This is a genomic window from Methanosarcina acetivorans C2A, assembly GCF_000007345.1.
Classification (GTDB): Archaea; Halobacteriota; Methanosarcinia; order Methanosarcinales; family Methanosarcinaceae; genus Methanosarcina; species Methanosarcina acetivorans.
Genome location: NC_003552.1, coordinates 2,173,628 through 2,189,831 on the forward strand (window position 1 = coordinate 2,173,628; position 16,204 = coordinate 2,189,831).

The following is a 16,204-nucleotide window of genomic DNA, read 5'->3' on the forward strand; positions in this document are numbered from 1 at the left end:
AGCAACTTATGTGTAAGAACTGTGCTCAACCATTAATTCTCAAAAGCCCCCATCTCGAAAAATGATTCGAGTTATATAAGGTCTGCATAATAGAAAAGTCTATTTTTTGTTTAAAATTATGTGATTGACGTACACTATCAAAAAGATTTTTAGTTTTAAAAGGATTTTTCTATGCTTTTACAGATAGCAGTTTTAGCTTCCATGTAAGAGTTAATTGCTATATTCATTGTTCCATTAACATTGATAATCTTCATGTTAAATATTTTTGCAAATTCGGAAGCATTTCTATGAAAATTAACATCTTTATAGTTTTGATTATTAATCTTAAAAAGAAGACTATACATCGGAGAAATTAGATATTTTCTGATCTTTTTGTATGATTCAGAAGATTTGTAATTAGTTTCATTCAGGTCGGAAAGTACCATTGGTGTTGCATATATGGCTCCTTTGCCATTTCCTGATAACATCATTTTTGTGTAAATCTCGTTTCCTCCAAGTGCTACACTTATACAGTCATCGACAATATTTCTTCCATCGTCCCTCAGAAAATAAACAGGACAACCAAGTTGTTGCAATTCTGCCTTCATTTTTTCAGAACTAAAGCCACATTTTCCATAAAATAAGAGAATACCATTCGAGATTTTTGACATTTCTCTGGCATTCAGATACACTTCAGATTGCAAAGTATCAACATTCGAATGTAACTCTTTTCTAAGAAGATTCACAACAACAGTTAATCCCTGTTTCTTCTCTTTACGAAGTATAAAATCGTATATTTTCTTACAGAAAGGAATAATCGAAAACTTCCTCGAAAAATTACCGGGAGGCTCTCTGAGTGACTCTCTGAGCGACTCTCTATTGATTTCCGATACAACAGGATACAGCCTGTCAGACGGAAACATAAAAGGCTTAAGATTTTCAGACTTGAGTTTTTTTACAAATCGGAAACTGTTTCTGTTCTCTACTACAAATAGCCTTTTGATTTCAGGATCTTTAGAGAGAACATATACTAATTCATCTTCAAGCATTTCACAGGCAACTATACTTAAGACCGGCATAATTATCTTTTCTTAACAGCTATCACAGATTTCATCCTTTATCGAAAGATAACATTTCTCGAATATTTCCTGATTACCGCTGATCTCAAAAGTACTGTATCCGAATAATTGAGCATATTCTTCGATCTTTGCATCGATGTTCTTCACATATGTAAGCCCTGTATTGACTTTTGCAACTCTTGAATAGCCTGCCAGGTCATTGATCATTTTTGCCATTTTCAACGCCTTTTCAGGATCAGAATGAAGTTTATTGATGTTTAAAAGTTCTTTCCATGAGCTGGCATACATGGGTGTAAAGAAGAAAGCAGGCTCTTTGCTGTGGGTTTTAAGCAATTTAAGGTAGTTTGCACCCCCGCCTACCGTTGCTCCGATGCAGTCATCTACAACTCTTTCATCATCCTTTAGTATCCGCACCGTACAGCCATCTTTTTCCAGACAAAAATCCTCCTCCACATTACCCAGAACATTACCGCAAAGGCCGTAAAAAATGAGTATCCCATTGGAGAACGGTATCATTTCCCTGATATTTTGATAGACTTCGGATTTCAATATTTTTGGTACTGAATGAAGCCCGAGTTTCATAAGGTTGACTACAACAGTGAGTTCATTCCTGTCGATATTATTAAGCACCTTTGGTAGCTTTTCGAACGGAATAATATCATAACATATATGCTGTTCATCTATTTTTTCGGAAAATTCAGCGATATTCCCATTTGCTACAATTAAAATTCTCTTTATTTGGGAATCGTTTGCAATCAGCCAAATTATTTCATCTTGAAGCATTTTACAACCTAAAATACTCATAACGGGCATTACAAATCTCCTCCAAATTTATTTTATGTATCCTACTAGTTTCAATTCTTTAGAGCAAAAAATTGATTTGATAATTAGAATCCATCTACCTATATATAGGTAGATTCGGGATGGGAAAAAAATCAATCCTTCCACCCAAGATCAGATTTGATTAAGGAAATAGATCTGACAAGTGTTTTTCTACCCTGGATGCTAGATAACAGTCTGGCACCCATCAATGTTTCGACTACCAATTCCGCGCGTGCTTCGACAGGGTCTGAAAAATTGAATTCCCCTTTTTCCAGGCCGGTTCTGAGAACTTTGGAAATCCAATCTAATATACAATGCAGTAGCAGCAGATTTTGCTTTTTAACTTCCTCCGGAAGTTCTTCAAAATCAAGGATCACTGAGCCAGGAGGGCAGATACTTTTACCTTCATCAAACTCCTTCAATGCATAATCGAAATAGTATTGAAGCTGCTCACGAGCAGACCCTCCAGACTCCACAATTCGGGCAATATGCTCGACTAAGTTCTTTCTGCTCTCTTCAAGCAAGGCAGCAACCAAATCTTCTTTTTTAGGGTAGTAATGATGTATTGAAGAGTTTTTTATCCCCAGTTTCCGGGAAATATCCTTATAACTAAATCCATTATAACCCTGGCATTGCAAAAAGTGCCTTGCGTAGTGGCGTATTTGTTGATTGGTCTGGCTTATGTCTGTCATATAAATACACATGTTTCTTATGAGTACTTGAATAACACTCATTCATATTAAGCTTAGTTTCTGGCCCGGTTCGGATGAAAAACATTTTGCATTTCGTATGCATTATATACCAAGTTGCTGACAGGCCCACAGCGCAGTATTGCGAATATTCCGATCAGGATTTTCCACGGCTTCTTTGATATATTCATAATACTTCCGGTCTCCGCTGTTGGCCATAGCTCTCAAAGCATTGCATTTCCATATCCGCAGGCCATCCTGTCCTATATACCAGAACCTGGGCTGAATTACATTAAGGAAGATTTCTTCATCCATGTTCCATATACTTTCAAGCGACAGATATGGCGCTATATCTGATAAATCAATAAAGTTTTCCATTTCTTCCCATTTGTTTTTATTCCTTGGACATACATTCTGACAGATGTCACACCCATATCCAGGTCCCCATCTCGGCTCGCAAGCCCTCTGTCTGCGAATTTAACCCGTTTGTGAGTTGAGCGATGCACTTTCCCCTGTTCATTGATAAAGGCATGTTCATAGCTCCGGTCGGGCACGAATCTATGCATTTGTTACAGCCATCCGGATAATTTAATGAACGCATAGGCATATCATATTCCATTTCACTGTCAATTACCCACGTTTCAATGAAGACCCAGGAACCATGTTCTTTCGTGTAGAAAAAGTTGTTCTTGCCTGTACGTCCTAAGCCGGCATTCACTGCTGCCAGACGGGCGGTAACTATTCCAGAAGCATATTTAATCCCCAGCTCGCCTAAATAAGCATCAAATTCGAGTCTCCAGAAATACTCCTTTGAGTGTTTCGGTCTTCCATCAACCAGGTATGTCTTTCCTATGTAACTATCGAGTTCCTCTGGAATTTTATATTTCCCATATCTTCTCACACAAACAATAATTGATTTTGCCCACTTTACATTTTTTTGAGGAAAGGCTAGAGGATACAGGTTTTCATATAATGAGCGAGACTCAGAGAAATTTCTAATCCTTTCATCAAGATGTGATGAGTATTCCTCAACCAAATTCACAGGTGTTATTCCACATAAATCGTAACCTATTTCCAGGGCTTTTTCTTTGGTACAAGATGACAGATACTGCTCAATTTTTTGTCCCTCCGAATTTATACAAAATTTTAAACATTCTTGTTATTTCCCGGACAACAAATCTACCTGCATGCAAGTATCTATCTACATGTAGGTAGATATTTTCCTATAAGTAGATAACGGTTAAAATCTCCGGCTTTGGAAACTACCCGAAATACCTTAACAAAGATGTATTCTTTCAGATGAACTGTCATTCCTTCTGGTAGATCTGTTTGGAATAAGGTTTATCGAGAGTAGTATCATCGATAATAAAAAACCAACTTCTGGAGTGATAAGGTCCTTGACCTCTTCCCATAAAGCCTCCGTGTCCTGAGGATGCCTTAGAAAAAGGCGAGCAAAAGCGCCATGAGCTGGACGATTGGAGTCAAAAAACTGCATTTAGAAGCTTCAGTACATCTAAAGACTCGCGAAGAAGCAATGGGAACGTTGACGTAAAAACCGTTTTCACCCAGCTAATGAGCTTCACAACTCTTTACAAATTTACGGAACCTTGTAGAGGTAGTCTCTTTTTCCACCCGCAGAAACTTCTGGATAGTAAAATAATCATACAGCGACGTGAGAGGGAGACTACGTGAGTACGGGTAAAGGTTTCAGGCTAATGGAAACTGCCAGTGAGTTGTATTCTATCTTTGTTCATGGAGAAAACTAATCTTGTAAAATGCAGGGGGATGTAGGTTTTTTCCCCTATCGTGAAGTCTCTTCTACGAAGGGTTATCTACCTTTTTTCTTGTAAATTTATTCCGGAATGAAATATGTGCAAAAGGTTACTGGAATACACATCAGCAAATTAGTACATTTGAATGCCGGTTAAGTATATATTAATAACTAACAACTCTTCTATTGTAAGTCAATGTCTTTGGCTGGCACTCAACCATAAAGAATATGAAGGAGTTCTAAATATGAAAGTACTTGGCATATCGGGAAGTCCGAGGGCAGAATCACGTTCAGGCTCTATTAAAGTTGTACAGAAAATTCTAGAGAACACAGGATGTGAATATGAGCTTATTTCACTGCATGGTAAAAACATAGGTGGCTGCATCGGATGTATGGCATGCGCTGATGACAATGTATGCAAATTAAATGATGACCTGAAAACCATACGTGATAAGATTGTTGAAGCTGATGCTTATGTTTTGAGTGGTGTCAATTATTTCAACACATTGAACGCAATAATGCATTCTTTCCTTGAAAGATGGTATCAATTCAGGCACCGTGAAGCTGATATTCTCTGGGGAAAACTTGCAGTTACTGTGAGTCTTGGAGGTTTTGCCCCTTCTCCGCCTGCTGAACTTCTAAACACATTCTGTTTAGTTAACTTAATCAAAGTTATAGATACTGTTCAAGGAATAGGTGCTTTTGGTTGCTGTTATTGCGGATATGGTGAAGACTGCAAGGTAGGTGGACACTATGCTAAAAATGGACCAAACTCTCCAATCAACGCGAGTACGATTCCTGATGTTACAAAGGATGAAAAAGTGATGCTTGCAGCTGAGCGGGCAGGCAAAAAGCTTGGTGAGCAACTGCGCTCTGCTGACTATAGCCGTGAGAAAACAGCACAAGAAGTTATGGAAGCTAGGAGAGCTAATCACAAAAGATAATAATTTATAAGCTTCTTTAAGTATTGTTCATTCGCATCAGTTATAAAACTGATGCTATTTTTAATATTAAGCAAATATCATAAAAAATAGTGCAGAGTTATAGATCGTGTCTAAACAGACAACTGTTATAAAAAGTTAGTGTTTCAAAATCAGGAATCTTGACTTATATCATTCTTCAACATCCTCCCTCCCACACTTTAAACCATTTCCTCACACGTTTATTCATAGTAAACGGTTTATTTTCTTTCGCATTTTTCTTCATGTAATGCAATGTACCCTTAGAAAAGCCCAATCTCTTCCAGTCAACATACTAAATATTGAAAATCTTTTCCCTGATTTCTTGAGAATCAATTTTCTCAATTTCATACTCATGCCTAACAAAGTCCAGTTTCTCTTTTTGCTCATGAGAAAATAGTTAACCCCTTACCTTCAAAAAGATAACATTGAGCAGCAGAAAAGAGATTAATAGATTAATTCATTTATCTGTTAATGGTGAGATCCTTATGGATAATATCAAAGCTACTGAACAAATTTCTAACGCGATCCTGGAGAACATTTACCAGCGTCGATCCGTGCGCAACTATTCCGATAAGGAAGTTTCCGACGAAATAATTAAGGAAATTATCCGGGCGGGAACATATGCACCAAGCGCCGTGAATAAGCAGCCGTGGCGGTTTGTAGTCGTGAAAAATAGGCAGCTCATTGATAAATATGATGACCTTGCCAGGAAGGCTTTCCTTTCCGTATACGGGGATACCGACAATCCGGACCTGATCGGATATGTACAGTATTTATCAAAACCGACAACCCGGATACTCTATGGGGCACCTGTTTTCATCCTGGTATTCGCGGCTCCCGACGTTATCGACGACAGGGACTGTGCTCTGGCGGCGGAAAACATGATGCTTGCAGCTCGCTCTTTAGGGATCGGTAGCTGCTGGATTGGTCTGGCAGCAGGCCTGGGTAGCGATACGGAATTCCTGAAGGAAGTGGGAGTGCCGGAGGGATATAAGCTTATCGCACCCCTGATCTTTGGATACCCGGCGAAGGATAATCAGAAGGCACCTGCCCGTAATGCCGATGTCATATTAAAATGGGTTGATTAATCTCAAAATTTGCTTTCGGTTTCCCATCAACAATTTGACAAATTAACAAAATAATGAATTGCAAACTAAAGAATCAAAATAGAATTAGGTATGTACTGTCCGGACAGGAAGCATCTATCCTTTGTCCGTCCAGGTACTCGAAAATAATTTTGTATCCAAACAACCTTTTATTTCTTGAGTTTCTTGCTTGCCAAGAGGAGTAACTAAGATACTCCTTACTCGGCCTTGATGCGTTTGATGGTTGTAGGACGCTCTTTTACCAGGATCCTGTGTCCGCAGTACGGACACCTTATACCTGTGTACTCGTAGTCAATTTCCACTTTCTGTTTACAGCGAGTGCACTTATATCCCATACAACCTCACGTACCTGAAAAGTGTTTGTTTACTTTGCTTCAGCAATGTTTTTCATTGTGCGCAGCAGGGTCTGACCAACGCTCGTGTAGGGGATATAGGTCCCGCCTGCGAAGGTGTGTCCGCACTTGCTGCATTTCCAGATCCCTGTCCCGATCCTTTCCACTGTCGGGCGGGCACATTTGGTGCATACATGTGGAGCTCGCATGCGTTCTTCCAGGTCTGCGACAAGCTTTCTGTCTTTTCTCCCGTACCTGGGACCAAACCTGCCTGCAGATCTGGAAATTCTTCCTTTCTTCGTAAATTTTTTTGCCATCGTTATAAACTCCTTAAATGTAAATATTGAGTCCTAAGGGATAGAAATCCGGAACCCTTCTGCTGGCCGGTCAGCCTTAAGCTAAGGTTCTTCTATCACCCTGAGACGTGCACTTAGACCGTAATACTGGCATTTAATATTTATATTTAATTAATCCTGCCCGATTTACTCACTTTTTGCAAGCCCTTCAAGGTAGAGTCCCCTGAGTTCGGCTGCCTTTTCGAGTGCCAGGTCTATTGCCTCGAACAGCTCTGCCTCGGTAAGAGGGGAAATGCCCATTTTCTGCATGCCTGCAACAGACCCGTCCGAACTTGAAACTATGGTCAGTTTCGTTTCGCAAACTGCTTCTTCATCAAGGGATGGGTCAACCATCAGCTTTGAGCCTATCTTTGCAATAGTTATACCGACAGGCATCTCTTTCATCGCAAGGGGTACATCTTCGCCCAGTCCCTGCTGCTCGTTAGGGACCATGGTGGTCATGAGTGCTGCAATTGCAGCAAGACAGGATGCATCAATGATATTTCCGTCATCGTTCAGGACGTGGACGTCTATAAAGACAATCCAGACGGATTCTCCAACCGTTATGCAAAGCTTCTTTATATCAATTGCGCCCGATTCCCTGATCCCTCTGTCAACGACCCTTGCCATTTCGATTGCTTCTTCTCTGGGTGGCCCTGGCTCGAATTCGGGAGAAGCTATCGGGTTAAGCTCAAGATTGGTAATAATCACGCCTTCGTCCTGAGAATCCGGGAATGGAGTTCCGGTCTGAAGCTTCACACCTACAAGGACCTGGGTGTTTCCGAGGGTAACTTTTGCAGAACCTTCGGCTTTGACAATAACGTTTGTTTCAAGCTTGAGATCCCTGAAATCTTTAAACCCGCGTCCGTCCTGACGCTTACCTTTGATCATCAGGTTGTAAATATAGTCCTTCTTAAGTGTGGCTATGATTTCACTCATCTTTTTCACCTCTGTTTTCGGCTTCAGAGGGGTTTTTTACTACCTTCCAGGGACCTTCGGATTTTTCTTCTTCAGGCTCTTCTGCTGCCTCTACTGCTTCGGCAGCTTCCTCAACTTCGACCTCGGCTTCTATTTCAGGCTCAGAAACTTCTTCCGAAGCAGGACTTTCCTCGACTTCGACTTCTTCTTTAAGAGCTTCCTCTTCAAGTCCCTCGGTTTCAGCCTCAAGCTCAATTTCTTCTTCAGCTTCTCCAGAATCAGCTTCTTTCTCAAGCCTGGCCTCAATTTCTTCAAACTCTTTGATTTCAGGAGTACCCTCTAAAGAAGCTTCAAATTCAGTCTCTTCTTCAAGAGGTTCCTCTTCGAATTCTTCCAGATCTTCTTCTAAGTCTTCCTCTAAGCCTTCTTCAGCTTCCTCTAAGTCTTCTTCAGCTTCTTCTAAGTCTTCTTCAGCTTCTTCTAAGTCTTCTTCAGCTTCTTCCAAGTCTTCTTCAGCTTCTTCCAAGTCTTCTTCAGCTTCTTCCAAGTCTTCTTCAGCTTCTTCCAAGTCTTCTTCAGCTTCTTCTTCCAAGCCTTCTTCAGCTTCTTCCAAGCCTTCTTCAGCTTCTTCCAAGTCTTCTTCAGCTTCTTCTTCCAAGCCTTCTTCAGCTTCTTCTTCGACTTCCTCTTCTTCAAATTCTTCTTCAATCTCTTCCTCTTCTTCGGAGTCAGGGATTACCTCGCTGGAAAAAAGGATATCAGGCTCAGAGATTTCCTCCAGACCCTCTACTTCGAGTTCTTCAGCTTCTTCAGCAGCTTCTTCCGAAACAAACTCGGGGGCCGGTAAGGACTCGGCTTCGGCTTCAGTTTCGGTTTCTGCAGCTTCTGCCGCAGGTTCCTCAACAGGAGTTTCAAACTTCTTTCTAAGGACAGCCTGCTGAAGTGCGAGGATCTCTCTGCAGCCCTTCTTTACAAGCTCAAGCCCTTTCTTGATTTCTTCAGGTGTAAGGTGCCCATCCATCTGGACAAGAGTAATTTCTCCCTCCTGGGTCATTGCTACGGGGAAGTCAGCTTCTCCGTAGTTATCCTCTTCCTTATTCAGATCAAGCACAATCTGCCCGTCAACCTTCCCGAAAGCACAGGAGGTAATAAGGCCTTTCATTGGGATTCCGGCATCTGCAAGAGCTATACTGGAAGCGTTAATTGCTGCTGTCCTTGTCCCTGCATCGGCCTGAAGCACTTCTACGAAAATGTCAATTGCTGTCTTAGGGTACAGCTCAGCCAGGATCACAGGCTCGAAAGCTTCCCTGGAAACTTTTGAGATTTCAATGCTCCGCCTGCTAGGGCCCGGACGAGCGCGGTCCTCCACGGAGAATGATGCCATATTGTATTTGTAGCGGATTACTGCCGAATCTGCGCGCTGGCTGCGGCGGGGATGAGCTTCCCTGGGGCCGAACACGCCTACCAAGATCTTATTCCTGCCCCATTCAAGATAACATGAACCATCGGCTCGCGAAAGTACACCGATCTCAATTTTCATGGGCCTAATCTCATCCGCACGTCTCCCGTCAAGGCGCAGCCCATCGTCAGTGATTAATATTAAGTTTTCAGGTTTCTCACTCATACTCTAATCTCCAAACAACTCCTAAACCAAAATACTCTAGAGAAGCTTACCTAAAATTCTTTTAGCTCTATCCGGAATTCAATTCTTCGGGTCCAGCAGTACATCGATCTTCCGGTATATCTCTTCGGAATGATCTTCCTTTGTTGCAGTCACACCTTCCGTCTCATTTTTAAAAAACCCAACAGGTTTGGACTCTTTCTGTCTAATCCGTTCATTTTTCAAAAAATTGTAGATCCGGTCTGTCAATCCGGAACGCTGGGCTTCAAGTTCTATTTTCCGGAGAGCCTTACTCAAAAGTTCTATGTCCTCATCCTTTCCATCGATCCATATTCTGCCGTTCTGGCCTACGAAAATGCTGCAGTTTGTCTCTTTCTTCAGCATGGATATCATGGAACCACCGTGTCCTATTACACGGGGGACTTTTACAGACTCAACTTTAATAATCTGACCTGTTTTGAGTTTATGAAGGCTCGGGTCCCTCAGGGCAAGCTCGACTTTCATGGAGCTATCTACATCTTTAACCCTGAGGATTACCGAATCACCTACGTTCAGAATTTCAGGCATCTCCCGGGATTCGACTCTTCTCGGATACTCGGATACATGGAGCAGACCGTCATAAGGAGCTGCAATATCAAATATCCAGTTGGATGGAGTAACCACAATAACGATCCCTATCACCACATCATTTGCTGAGGGGATATACGCTCCCGCAAGTGGGATCACTCCAACTTTATCCTCTTTGAGGTTTTCAATACCGCAAAGCGAAGAATAGATCTTGTCGTTCTTGACATACGTCCCGTATCCGGCTTTTTTCTGGTTTTCGGATAACAGGTCACCAGGGATCACTATTTTTTTATCCATCCAACATCCTCTTATAAAAGTTTAGTCTGAGCCTCTCCCTTTGTGAGATGATTTATAAGAGCGTAAAAATCAGTCTGGACTCCTGCAGGAATCCTCACTACTGCAATCCATGAGCCGTCACCCTGCCATTCTTCCTTCGTAATGGTTCCGACTTTGGAAATATCTCCATATGCCTTTGGGGCATATTCGGGAGGGATTTTCACAGCGATATTGATTTCTTCAAAGCGTATGGGGATGAGCGGGCGAATGGCTTTCATTGTTATGGTTACCAGCTGATCTACGCTTTTTAAAGGGTCTATATGCACTTTTGCCTCTTCCATCGCTCTTTCTATCCGTGCGGGAGGGTGAGGTGCTCTAGTTTGAGGGTTTATAGCATTTCTGGAAATGGTATAGATAACCTTTTTCTTTTTCTCTTCAAGCATTCGTTTTCTCTGCTCAGCGGTGAGTTGAAGCTCTCCGCTTTTCAGGATCACGGCAGCAATCTCAAAGGGGTCGGTTGTCTCAAAAGAGTTGAGAATATCGGACTCTGCTGCCCGGTCCCCTCTGTTTGCATCTTCGAAGATAGTCTCAACTGCCAGAATGTCTTCGAGGTTTACTTCCTCTCCTCGCTTGTAGGCCAGAGCCCCTTCGGGCTCGACCAGGACTTCGAAATGTTTGCTGCCTCTTTTGAGCCGGGCAGTCACTGCCTCGTCCAGGGACACCATTTTCGAATACCTTCTCTTAAATGTGAGTTTGAGAATCAGAAACTCTCTGATTGCTCATTCTTTAAATATTTATAGGTTTTATTCGCTGCTTTCAGTTCCCTTGTGTTTCTCAAGGATCTGCTGAACGTAGTTCTCAACTTCCTCAGGCCCCAGTTTTCTGAATTTCTTGTCCTCAAGGGATACAACGCCTACCTCAAGGGTTCCGGCATCGAACTTGCCTTCAGCTGCTTTATAAAGTGCATCCATTCCGAGGAGGATAGCAGCGTCCATATTCATATCTTCCCTGTAGTCCGCCTCAAAGACCTCAACAACTGCATTTCTGCCTGCGCCTATGGCGGTTGCCTTGTACTCGAGGAGAGCACCGCTCGGGTCGGTCTCAAAGAGCCTTGGTTTGTTGTCGTCAACGCCTGCGATCAGGAGGGCAGTTCCGTATGGGCGAACTCCTCCGTACTGGGTGTAGGTCTGCTTGTGGTCGCAAATTTTCTTGGAGATTACCTCCACACCTATGGGTTCGTCATAAGAAACCCTGTTTACCTGGGCTTCTACGCGGGCCCTGTCAACAAGGGAACGGGCGTCGGCCACGAGCCCTGAGGTTGCGGCTCCGATATGTTCATCAATCTGGAATATTTTTTCGATTGATTCGGCTTCAACAAGCCTGCTTGTAATCCGCTTGTCAACCAGCAGCACTACCCCGTCGGCTGCCTTGATTCCCACGGCTGTTGTTCCCCTTTTGACCGCTTCGCGGGCATACTCTACCTGGAAAAGTCTTCCGTCAGGGCTGAAAACCGTAATTGCCCTGTCATAACCCATCTGTGGTGCCATCTGCATATTCCGTATCTCCTTGCCTTAATTTATGTTCCATATTGTTTCAATTTTTCCCGGCGAGAAACCGGCTATTTTTCCTTAGGGATTTCAAATCCGCAGAATCTTCAGCTAAAATACCGCATGCCCAAAAAAGGCTTTGGTCGGTAAGCATTATTTAACCTGTGCGGATACCCCGAAAGCTCAGGAGCTTAAAGTCCCCGACCCAGCGTTCAGGTAAGGAAATCGATTTTTGATCCCTATAACGTATTTCTTCCTTATTAGAGTTTTTAGCCATTTACGCGGGACTTTCAATCCTGACAGAGTTTTTCCCGGTGAAACCCGTGGGAAATATCCCGGTTACAGGGAGTTTACAGGCACTTTTACCCTGCAAGGTACGCGTTTTTCGGGCTTAAACCGGACTCCCATACTATAGTGATTTTTTGGCAGGGTCTGAAGGTCCGTTCCGATGTTAACTATGTCCTTAATAAAGTGTATTTACTCAGTTATAATGCTTATGAGAGTCTGAAACTTTTCCGGGGCTTAATTTCCGATTCAGGGCATGTGAAGAAGAATTTTTCTATTATACTCCGTCTGCACTTGAAATTAGAAACATTCCCTATCCAGGCCTCAGCCACTTATGCGTAAACTGCCAGGAGTCACGGCAAAGCTGCTCTTCTGTCAATCAGTTCTGCCCATCAATATTATACTTTGTTACACTAATACTCATTCATTATAGTATATATTAGACAGCTTATTAGACAATTAAAGTAACTTATTTGACTGTTAATCCGACAGTTCATATGCCGTTTCCGAACTTAGCAACGGCAGGTTTCAGCCTAAAAGTTCCAGCTGATATTCGGTTTTTACTTCATATAAATAAGACGGGATATAAACAAGACCACATATAAACCCTATGACCCAATGTGTGTCTGTTGTATGTATAATGAGGATAGCTGCATTTAGAGCCTATCCGAAAAGTGTTGTGACCTACTGTAACTTACCATTAGCAATATGCAAAACCGAAGAGGACGCCCTGCTATTATAGACCTGCTGTAACTTTTCGATCGCATTACCGACTTTTCGGATAGGCACTTAATCAGATTTGTGTTTAATGGTGGTTTTGGATCAATAAATTGCATTATTTGGAATGTCCAAAGCGGAATCTTTTGTTTTTCTGTTTGACTCCGTATAGCTACACTTGTCTCGCCCGTCACATAAGAAAAGAAGTAACAGACGAAAAAGTAACAGGCGAATTCATATTTTCATCAGGATAAACTGAATTCAAAGCTGTCTTCATTCTCCGAAGAATACTTCCCTCAAATTCAAAAAGCAGAAAAAGAAAAAGAAGAAACAGAGTTATTGGTTTCTAAATCACTTTTACATGGTAGTTTCTTACGCCTAATCACTCTTTTTTATTTGCTGGCTTTTATCTCTCATTTATCCTGCTTTCGGCAGGTAACTTGTTTTTTTCGTAATATTTTTACTGATAGCGTTTTTGCTAGAAAACACATTATTCCTGATACTAGACATTATTGCAAAAACGACTCATTGTTTATATATGCCGTGAGATTTGGGTCATATGTTAACCAGTTTTGAACCCAACATATATTACATAATGTTTGAAAAACGCCATCATTAAAAATACTTAAAATCTAATGTCGACCTGCCGACTATAGGATTTATTCTTCTTTTCAGTCATTTTTGGGAAAGACCGCTCTCCTGCGTCTAGCGGGACAAGAACGACAGAATACAGCTAACGACCTTACATGGATCGGAGAAATCGTAATTTGACCTATCGAGTAAATATTTACAGAAATGCCATAAATTAGTCCTCTTGAGCGAGCGAAGCGAGTGAAAAGGACCTCGTGCTCCCGAAGCGAAACTCGGGAAGCGAAGCTCGGGTGCCGAAGCGCAATTCTGGAAGCAAAAAAAATAGTGAACTTTCTAGAAATTTGATTCCAGGGCTTCAGAAGCTTAGTCTACTTTGCCTGGGGTCTTCCTCGAATCCCTTTTTTCATGTATTTCAGGCTCAAAGACCGTGTAATCCTTCAGAAATTTTTCCGTGGCTTTCTTAACGGTGCCTGAGGCTCCCAGTACATGCAGAGTTGCCCTTTTTCCGTTGACCCGTGTCAGAGTTGCCAAGGCGGCTCTCGTTTCCTTTACTCTGGTGTGAGAGCACTGGATGATCCCCTTTCCGGCTTCGAATCCCAGCACCCTGATATCACAGTCGCTGGTTGTAATATCTCCGAGCAGCGAGGAAGCCGAGGAAATAACTTCTTTTACAATATCGCCTCTGCCTGCAGGTTCTTCCGAAATCAGCTCAAAGGCAAGATAGCGTTTTTTAGTGCGGAGTGAAGGCAGCAGGCGTTTCAAAAGAGATCCTCTCCTTCAAGCACTTCAATCCCTTTCTTTATATATCCAGGACCCGGGCGATTCTTTGCGATGATTTTTTCCGGAACAGTACTTATGGCCTCAAGAGCCTCGTCCTCTTCAAGCCCGCAAACTTCCGCAAGGGCAAGCATTTCCATTGGGGAGCGCAGGTCAAAGCAGGACATGGCATCACTGCAAAGGACAAGGGACACATCGTATTTCCTTGCGAGTTCAAGGTTTGATTTGAGGTCGGAGAGCAGGCGGATGCGTCTTGAGCCGCGGGAATGAAGCAGGGGTCTTAGGATTATGCCTATTGCTACTCCATTTTCTGCTGCTGCTTTTGCCAGCACCTGGTTTAAGCCGCTGCTCCGGTCAAAAGCGGGGTGGTTAAGGATGTCTACCCTGGGGTTTTCGAGCGCAGCCCGGTTGACGGCTTCGGACCCTCCGTGCACGATCAGGACGTCCATTGAATTCCTGAATTTTCCGATCAAACTGTGCAGTTTTGAGGGGTTTTCTTCCACAAGCTCAATTCCCCTGAAGACTTCAAAACCCTCAATGAAAGGCAGTATCGGCTTCCTGTCAGGGAGTCGGTCAGAATGGTTGGCAAGGGCAATCCCGCTGAACCCGAAATGCCGGCCAAGGGACACCTGTTCCTGGGCAGTACTATCTCCGTCCGGAACTGCATGAACGCAAAAATCATAAAATTTAGGCTTACCCAAACAACTCCTCCACTATGGCTCCGGCTTTCTCCCTGTTTTTCGGATAGGTCTCGATCTTGACCTTTGCAATAATGGCGTCAGAAGAGTTAGTCAGTTTTACCTGCTGCAGGTACGCAGCCTGCTTGTCAAAGCGGAGGTGAAAAACCAGATCCTCGTCCAGCCTTTCAGGCATCTCTTCCCTGAGCATGTCCACATCTTCTTCCGAAAAGTTTTCCCGGACAAAGTGGGCAAAGTTCAGGCATTCCGCCTTTTTTTTAAGCTGCACGCTAAGGATAGTAATCGGATTTCCATGGTGTCCTTCAGCCTGAAGCTCTTCTATGAGCTTAGCTGCTTCCTTTACACCGGCACCGGATAAAAAAAAGTCCAGAGTCTCGCGGACTCTGGATACGTCTTCGGTTGCGTGGGCGATCACACGCATCGTTATGTGATGAATCACTTGCCTCGACTCTTATATGCACGGATGCTCGGCCTGGTCTTTTCAGTTCCCTTGCCGCGTGTGGCCATGCCTCTGCCTTTCCGACCTGCACTGGTCTTGCCCCTGGTGGCTCTGCCCCTGCTGGACGGGTCGCAGACCCAGTTCAGGTTCTTATCGCTCTTTATTACAGGGTGGTGCGGGTCTACAAGGATGACTTCAAACCACTTGTGTTTTCCGTCTTCCCCTACCCAGTAGGAGTTAAGGACCTCAAGGTTCGGGTATCTGCGGTCAGCACGGACTTCAGCGATTCTCTGGATGCTCATTCCACCTGAGACCTTGTTCTTCCCCATCTTCTGGGTCCTTCTTCCACGGTTGGGCCTTACATGACCAAGCCCTCCGCGGCGTACATTTACCCTGACGACAACAATACCCTGCTTGGCTTTGTATCCAAGGGAGCGTGCTCTGTCGATTCTAGTGGGCCTTTCAATCCTGGTCACGGAACCCTGCTTTCTCCATACCTGAAGACGCTCCCAGCGGAGCTCGTTCACGTAAGTCTCATCAGGGTTTTTCCATGCATCACGTACGTATCCGTAAAAAGATTTTACCAATTTAAACACCAAGTTTCACTTTTGTTTCACGGTTCAGCCCTGCCTGCAGGGCCACATTCCAACGGGACCTAATCCCGAAAATGAAACATGCGATACAACTGAATCA

The 16,204-nt window shown here is 43.1% G+C and carries 18 protein-coding genes; 2 read left to right on the forward strand and 16 right to left on the reverse strand.

Annotated features, from left to right (window positions below):
• Positions 1 to 155 precede the first annotated feature (155 nt).
• From MA_RS09195 to MA_RS24490, 5 genes are all read right to left on the reverse strand, one after another.
• The gene (locus tag MA_RS09195; protein ID WP_157860140.1) at positions 156 to 1,028 is read right to left on the reverse strand and encodes a DUF1638 domain-containing protein; all 873 of its coding nucleotides are present in this window, start codon (positions 1,026 to 1,028) and stop codon (positions 156 to 158) included.
• 42 nt (positions 1,029 to 1,070) lie between these two features.
• Positions 1,071 to 1,871 carry a DUF1638 domain-containing protein gene (locus MA_RS09200; protein WP_011021773.1) on the reverse strand — a complete coding sequence of 267 codons (801 nt, stop codon included), beginning with the start codon at positions 1,869 to 1,871 and terminating at the stop codon, positions 1,071 to 1,073.
• A 122-nt stretch (positions 1,872 to 1,993) separates the two neighbouring features.
• Positions 1,994 to 2,572 (reverse strand): TetR/AcrR family transcriptional regulator, encoded by a 579-nt coding sequence (locus tag MA_RS09205; RefSeq protein ID WP_048066263.1) that lies wholly within the window; start codon positions 2,570 to 2,572, stop codon positions 1,994 to 1,996.
• A gap of 102 nt (positions 2,573 to 2,674) precedes the next feature.
• Positions 2,675 to 2,947 carry a HEAT repeat domain-containing protein gene (locus tag MA_RS24485; RefSeq protein WP_052279137.1) on the reverse strand — a complete coding sequence of 91 codons (273 nt, stop codon included), beginning with the start codon at positions 2,945 to 2,947 and terminating at the stop codon, positions 2,675 to 2,677.
• A 46-nt stretch (positions 2,948 to 2,993) separates the two neighbouring features.
• Positions 2,994 to 3,470 carry a 4Fe-4S double cluster binding domain-containing protein gene (locus MA_RS24490; protein ID WP_157860141.1) on the reverse strand — a complete coding sequence of 159 codons (477 nt, stop codon included), beginning with the start codon at positions 3,468 to 3,470 and terminating at the stop codon, positions 2,994 to 2,996.
• Positions 3,471 to 4,585: 1,115 nt separating this feature from the next.
• Between MA_RS24490 and MA_RS09215 the strand changes: the two genes are divergently transcribed.
• Positions 4,586 to 5,284: a flavodoxin family protein gene (locus MA_RS09215; protein WP_011021775.1), complete on the forward strand. Its 699-nt coding sequence runs from the start codon at positions 4,586 to 4,588 to the stop codon at positions 5,282 to 5,284.
• Between the two features lie 503 nt (positions 5,285 to 5,787).
• Positions 5,788 to 6,390, forward strand: coding sequence for a nitroreductase (locus tag MA_RS09220; RefSeq protein ID WP_048065212.1), 603 nt, complete (start codon positions 5,788 to 5,790; stop codon positions 6,388 to 6,390).
• A 215-nt stretch (positions 6,391 to 6,605) separates the two neighbouring features.
• On the opposite strand, the gene MA_RS25375 is transcribed toward MA_RS09220, so the two are convergent.
• The 11 genes from MA_RS25375 to MA_RS09270 all read right to left on the reverse strand — a co-directional run bounded on the left by MA_RS25375 (position 6,606) and on the right by MA_RS09270 (position 16,098).
• Positions 6,606 to 6,743, reverse strand: coding sequence for a DNA-directed RNA polymerase subunit P (locus MA_RS25375; protein ID WP_011021777.1), 138 nt, complete (start codon positions 6,741 to 6,743; stop codon positions 6,606 to 6,608).
• Positions 6,744 to 6,772: 29 nt separating this feature from the next.
• On the reverse strand, positions 6,773 to 7,057 hold the full coding sequence (locus MA_RS09225; protein WP_011021778.1) for a 50S ribosomal protein L37ae: 285 nt from the start codon (positions 7,055 to 7,057) through the stop codon (positions 6,773 to 6,775).
• A gap of 165 nt (positions 7,058 to 7,222) precedes the next feature.
• Positions 7,223 to 8,023, reverse strand: coding sequence for an exosome complex protein Rrp42 (gene rrp42 / locus MA_RS09230; RefSeq protein WP_011021779.1), 801 nt, complete (start codon positions 8,021 to 8,023; stop codon positions 7,223 to 7,225).
• Positions 8,007 to 9,617 carry an exosome complex exonuclease Rrp41 gene (gene rrp41 / locus MA_RS09235; protein WP_048065213.1) on the reverse strand — a complete coding sequence of 537 codons (1,611 nt, stop codon included), beginning with the start codon at positions 9,615 to 9,617 and terminating at the stop codon, positions 8,007 to 8,009. Before rrp41 ends, rrp42 begins: the two co-directional genes overlap by 17 nt.
• Before the next feature lie 78 nt (positions 9,618 to 9,695).
• A complete protein-coding gene (gene rrp4, locus MA_RS09240; protein WP_011021780.1) occupies positions 9,696 to 10,478 on the reverse strand; it encodes an exosome complex RNA-binding protein Rrp4 in 783 nt (260 codons plus the stop codon).
• An 11-nt stretch (positions 10,479 to 10,489) separates the two neighbouring features.
• Positions 10,490 to 11,182 (reverse strand): ribosome assembly factor SBDS, encoded by a 693-nt coding sequence (locus MA_RS09245; RefSeq protein WP_011021781.1) that lies wholly within the window; start codon positions 11,180 to 11,182, stop codon positions 10,490 to 10,492.
• A 78-nt stretch (positions 11,183 to 11,260) separates the two neighbouring features.
• Complete coding sequence (psmA, locus tag MA_RS09250; RefSeq protein WP_048065214.1) at positions 11,261 to 12,010, reverse strand: archaeal proteasome endopeptidase complex subunit alpha; 750 nt, start codon at positions 12,008 to 12,010, stop codon at positions 11,261 to 11,263.
• 1,950 nt (positions 12,011 to 13,960) lie between these two features.
• The gene (locus MA_RS09255) at positions 13,961 to 14,359 is read right to left on the reverse strand and encodes an Rpp14/Pop5 family protein (RefSeq protein ID WP_011021784.1); all 399 of its coding nucleotides are present in this window, start codon (positions 14,357 to 14,359) and stop codon (positions 13,961 to 13,963) included.
• Complete coding sequence (gene rnp3, locus MA_RS09260) at positions 14,356 to 15,075, reverse strand: ribonuclease P protein component 3 (protein WP_011021785.1); 720 nt, start codon at positions 15,073 to 15,075, stop codon at positions 14,356 to 14,358. The genes MA_RS09255 and rnp3 overlap by 4 nt, the downstream gene beginning before the upstream one ends.
• Entirely contained in the window at positions 15,068 to 15,493 is a 426-nt protein-coding gene (locus MA_RS09265; RefSeq protein ID WP_011021786.1) for an RNA-binding protein, read from the reverse strand. Before MA_RS09265 ends, rnp3 begins: the two co-directional genes overlap by 8 nt.
• A 14-nt stretch (positions 15,494 to 15,507) precedes the next feature.
• Positions 15,508 to 16,098 carry a 50S ribosomal protein L15e gene (locus MA_RS09270; protein ID WP_011021787.1) on the reverse strand — a complete coding sequence of 197 codons (591 nt, stop codon included), beginning with the start codon at positions 16,096 to 16,098 and terminating at the stop codon, positions 15,508 to 15,510.
• Between the last annotated feature and the right edge of the window lie 106 nt (positions 16,099 to 16,204).

Bases quoted from the DNA above. Each gene is read 5' to 3' on its own strand.
- MA_RS09265 (WP_011021786.1), bottom strand. From the start codon at position 15,493: ATGCGTGTGATCGCCCACGCAACCGAAGACGTATCCAGAGTCCGCGAG.
- MA_RS09215 (WP_011021775.1), top strand. From the start codon at position 4,586: ATGAAAGTACTTGGCATATCGGGAAGTCCGAGGGCAGAATCACGTTCA.
- MA_RS09245 (WP_011021781.1), bottom strand. From the start codon at position 11,182: ATGGTGTCCCTGGACGAGGCAGTGACTGCCCGGCTCAAAAGAGGCAGC.
- MA_RS24485 (WP_052279137.1), bottom strand. From the start codon at position 2,947: ATGGAAAACTTTATTGATTTATCAGATATAGCGCCATATCTGTCGCTT.
- MA_RS09195 (WP_157860140.1), bottom strand. From the start codon at position 1,028: ATGCTTGAAGATGAATTAGTATATGTTCTCTCTAAAGATCCTGAAATC.
- rrp41 (WP_048065213.1), bottom strand. From the start codon at position 9,617: ATGAGTGAGAAACCTGAAAACTTAATATTAATCACTGACGATGGGCTG.
- MA_RS09225 (WP_011021778.1), bottom strand. From the start codon at position 7,057: ATGGCAAAAAAATTTACGAAGAAAGGAAGAATTTCCAGATCTGCAGGC.
- MA_RS25375 (WP_011021777.1), bottom strand. From the start codon at position 6,743: ATGGGATATAAGTGCACTCGCTGTAAACAGAAAGTGGAAATTGACTAC.
- MA_RS09220 (WP_048065212.1), top strand. From the start codon at position 5,788: ATGGATAATATCAAAGCTACTGAACAAATTTCTAACGCGATCCTGGAG.
- MA_RS09200 (WP_011021773.1), bottom strand. From the start codon at position 1,871: ATGCCCGTTATGAGTATTTTAGGTTGTAAAATGCTTCAAGATGAAATA.
- MA_RS09205 (WP_048066263.1), bottom strand. From the start codon at position 2,572: ATGACAGACATAAGCCAGACCAATCAACAAATACGCCACTACGCAAGG.
- psmA (WP_048065214.1), bottom strand. From the start codon at position 12,010: ATGCAGATGGCACCACAGATGGGTTATGACAGGGCAATTACGGTTTTC.
- rrp4 (WP_011021780.1), bottom strand. From the start codon at position 10,478: ATGGATAAAAAAATAGTGATCCCTGGTGACCTGTTATCCGAAAACCAG.